This is a genomic window from Streptomyces sp. NPDC060198 (assembly GCF_042728415.1).
In the GTDB taxonomy this organism is placed as follows: domain Bacteria; phylum Actinomycetota; class Actinomycetes; order Streptomycetales; family Streptomycetaceae; genus Streptomyces.
Genome location: NZ_JBHWZJ010000509.1, coordinates 1 through 4,075 on the forward strand (window position 1 = coordinate 1; position 4,075 = coordinate 4,075).

1 protein-coding gene and 1 pseudogene are annotated in these 4,075 nt (G+C 75.4%); one reads left to right on the forward strand and one right to left on the reverse strand.

The window, feature by feature from the left end; all coding sequences use genetic code 11:
• Positions 1-180: 180 nt before the first annotated feature.
• A complete protein-coding gene (locus ACFWEP_RS32560) occupies positions 181-3,399 on the forward strand; it encodes a sacsin N-terminal ATP-binding-like domain-containing protein (RefSeq protein ID WP_387375589.1) in 3,219 nt (1,072 codons plus the stop codon).
• A 39-nt stretch (positions 3,400-3,438) separates the two neighbouring features.
• On the opposite strand, the pseudogene ACFWEP_RS32565 reads toward ACFWEP_RS32560, so the two are convergent.
• Positions 3,439-4,075 (reverse strand): annotated as a pseudogene (locus ACFWEP_RS32565) (cation-translocating P-type ATPase); the annotation flags it as partial.

The window sequence follows — 4,075 nt, forward strand, 5'->3', positions numbered from 1 at the left end:
GGCCACCACCGGGTCCGCCGCGCGGCACCGCGCACCCCTCGCACACCCTGCGCACATCCGTCGTACCCGCTCCCGTGAACCGCGCTGTCGTCCGCGCGCGGTACGTTCGGGCGCACACTGGGCGGCAACGGCCGACGGGTCGGACACGACCCAGGAACAGAGCGGAGTCGAAGCGTGAGCATGAAGGCGACCGAGGGGGCCGATCCGTTCGGGACGGCACGGCTGCGGCGCGGCGTGCTCGACGCCTGGGGTGCAGGGCCGGCCCGCTTCCGCGAGGACGCCAACGCCGAGGAGGACCTCGCCCTCGGCGGGTACCGCGACCGCCTCGTCGTGGAACTCGCGCAGAACGCCGCCGACGCCGCCGCCCGCGCCAAGACGCCCGGCCGGCTCCGCCTCACCCTGCACCCCGGCGGTAACGGCGCCCCCACCGTGCTGGCCGCCGCCAACACCGGTGCCCCGCTCGACGCCGCCGGCGTCGAATCCCTCTCGACCCTGCGCGCCTCCGCCAAGCGCGAGGGCCACGAAACCTCCGTGGGCCGCTTCGGCGTCGGCTTCGCCGCCGTGCTCGCGGTGAGCGACGAACCCGCCGTCCTCGGCCGCCACGGCGGAGTCCGCTGGTCCCTCGCCGAGGCCCGCGTCCTCGCCGAAGGCGCGGCCGTCGGCAGCCCCGGCCTCGGGGACGAACTCCGCCGCCGCGACGGCCACGTACCGCTGCTGCGCCTCCCGCTGCCCGCCGAGGGCACCGCGCCCGAGGGGTACGACACCGTGGTGGTGCTGCCGCTGCGCGACGCCGCCGCCGAGGACCTGGTCGAGCGGCTGCTCGACTCCATCGACGACGCGCTCCTGCTCACCCTGACCGGACTCGACGAGATCGTGGTCGAAACCCCCTCCGGCGTGCGGACGTTGAGTCGCTCCGCGCACGGCCCGTACATCCACGTCGAGGACTCCGAGCACGGCGCCAACCGCTGGCGCACCGTCTTCCACCACGGGCCGGTCGAGCCCGCGCTGCTCGCGGACCGGCCGGTCGAGGAGCGGCTGCGCCCACACTGGTCCGTCACCTGGGCCGTCCCCGTGGACGAGGACGGCTCGCCCCGCCGCCCCGGCACCGCTCCCGTGGTGCACGCCCCGACGCCCACCGACGAACCCCTCGGCGTGCCCGCCCTGCTCATCGCCTCGCTGCCGCTGGACCCCACCCGCAGGCACCCCGCGCCCGGCCCGCTCACCGACTTCCTGGTGGAGCGCGCGGCCGACGCGTACGCCGAACTCCTCGCCGACTGGCACCCCGTCTCCACCGGCACCCTCGACCTGGTGCCCGGACCGCTCGGCCGGGGCGTGGTGGACGGGGCGCTGCGCGCCGCGATCCTCCAACGGCTGCCCCGGGTCGCGTTCCTCGCGCCGGCCGTACCCGCCGACCCGGCCGCCGCGATCGCGCCGATCGCCGAGGGCTGGGCCGACGACTGGGCGGAGCCCGGGGCCCCCGACGCCGTCCGGCACCGGGACCACGCGGCCCTGCGGCCCGTCGAGGCCGAGGTCGTGGAGGGTGCGGGCGCGGAGACCGTACGGGTGCTCGCCGAGGTCCTGCCGTGCCTGCTGCCCGCCGGACTCGAACGCCGCACCGAACTGCGCACCCTGGGCGTCGGCCGGGTCGCGCTGACCGAGGCGATCGACCGGCTCGCCGGTCTGGAGCGCGAACCCCACTGGTGGCGGCGGTTCTACGACAGCCTCGCCGGGGTGGACCCGGACCGCCTCTCCGGGCTGCCCGTACCGCTCGCCGGGGCGCCCGACGCCCCCGAGGGACAGCTGCCCCGCACCACGATCGGCCCGCGCCAAGTGCTGCTGCCGCTGCCCGACGCGCTGACCGGCCCGGTGCTCGCCCGCCTCGCCCGGCTCGGCCTGAAGGTCGCCCACCCGGACGCCGCGCACCCGCTCCTCGAGAAGCTCGGCGCGCTGCCTGCCACCCCGCGCGCCGTACTGACCACCCCTCAGGTCCGCGCCGCCGTCGCCGGATCGCTCGACGCCGGGGAGGTCTGGGACGAGGACGCGCTCGACGGCGACGAACTCGTGGAGACCGTCCTCACTTTGGTGCGCGACGCCGAGCTGAACCCCGGCGACGAACCCTGGCTCGGCGCCCTCGCGCTGCTCGACGAGGACGGGGAGACCGCGCCCGCCGGTGAACTCGTGTTCCCCGGAAGTGAGTTCGCTGAGATCATGCGCGAGGGAGAACTCGCGCTCTGTGACGAGGAGTTGACTGAGCGCTGGGGTGAGCAGCCGCTCACCGCCTGCGGGGTGCTCGCGACCTTCGCCCTCGTGCGCACCACCGACGTGGTCCTCGACCCGGACGAACTGGAGCCCCGGGAAGGCGACTTCGCTGAACCCGACGACGCCGGACTGCTGGACGCCGTGGACGTCTGGTGCGAGGACCTGCTCGACCAGCTCCCCGACACCCCGGTGCCGCCGGTGGCCACCGAGATCGTCGCCGTGCGCGACCTCGACCTCGTCGCCGACGACGCCTGGCCGCAGGCGCTCGCCATGCTCTCCCGGCCGCCGCTGCGCGACGCCCTCACCCAGCCGGTCCGGGTGCTGCTCCCGGACGGTACGACCCGTTCGGTGCGCCCGTACACGGCCTGGTGGCTGCGCGACCACCCGGTGCTGGAGGGCCGCCGCCCGGCCGGGGTCCGTGCGGCGGGCGGCGACCCGCTGCTGGCCGGCCTCTACGACGCGGTGGACGCCTCCGGCTTCGACGATGCCCAGGTGCTCCGCGCGCTCGGCGTGCGCACCACGGTCCACGCCCTGCTGGACGAGCCGGGCGGCGCGGCCGAACTGCTGGGCCGCCTCGCCGACGAGGACCGGCCGGTGACCGCGGTGCAGCTCCACGCGCTCTACACCGCACTGGCCGACCTCGACCCCGAACAGGTCACCCTGCCCGACGAGTTGCGGGCCGTCGTGGACGGCACGGTGGAGGTGGTCGACGCCGCGGACGCCGTCGTCGCGGACGCCCCCGACGTGCTGCCGCTCGCCGGAGGGCTGCCCCTGCTCCCGGTCGCCCCGGCCCGCGCCGCCGAGCTGGCGGAGCTGTTCCAGGTGCGACGGCTCGGCGAGACGATCGAGGCCGAGGTGGAGACCGAGGGCGAGGAACACGAGGTGCCCGAGCCGGTCCGCACCCTGCTCGGCGACCGCACCCCGGACACCTACGTCGAGCACGAGGAGCTCCACGCCGGCGGCGTCGAACTGGACTGGCGCCGCGCCCCGGACGGCACCGTGCACGCCTCGACCCTGGAAGGGGTCGCGGCCGGACTCGCCTGGGCGGCCGGCCAGTGGCCCCGCCGCTTCGAGGTCGCCGCCCTGCTGGAGGACCCGTCCCGCACCCAGGAGCTGGCCCGGGACCGCTGGTTCGACTGAGTGAGCCGGTGCCCGGTGGGCCGGTGTCCGCCGAGGGGCTCACGCCCCGAAGCGGCGGCCCACCAGGCGCCAGACGTACTCCAGCAGCACCGAGGCCGCGGCCGCGACGGCCACCGCCGCCCACGGCATGGTGGTGCCGACCAGCTTCAGCGCGAAGAAGTGCTGGAGCCACGGCACCGCGAGCACGACCAGGAACGCCGCCCCCATCGAGGCGACCAGCAGGATCCGCCACCAGGTGTACGGGCGGGCGATGATCGCCAGCACCCACATCGACACCAGGAACAGCGTCAGCGTCGCCGCGCTGGTCTCCGCGTCGAGCGCCCCCGCCCCCGAGTAGTGGCTCCCGGCCAGCATGTACGTCAGGAAGGTCGCCGCCCCCGCGATGATCCCGGACGGGACGGCGTACCGCATCACCCGACGGACGAAGTGCGGCTGGGCCCGCTCCTTGTTCGGGGCGAGCGCCAGGAAGAACGCGGGAACGCCGATCGTCAGGGTCGAGAGCAGCGTCAGGTGCCGAGGGAGGAACGGGTACTCCACCTGGAAGCAGACCACCAGGATCGCCAGCAGCACCGAGTAGACCGTCTTCGTCAGGAACAGGGTGGCGACCCGGGTGATGTTGCCGATCACCCGGCGGCCCTCGGCGACCACCGAGGGCAGTGTGGCGAAGCTGTTGTCG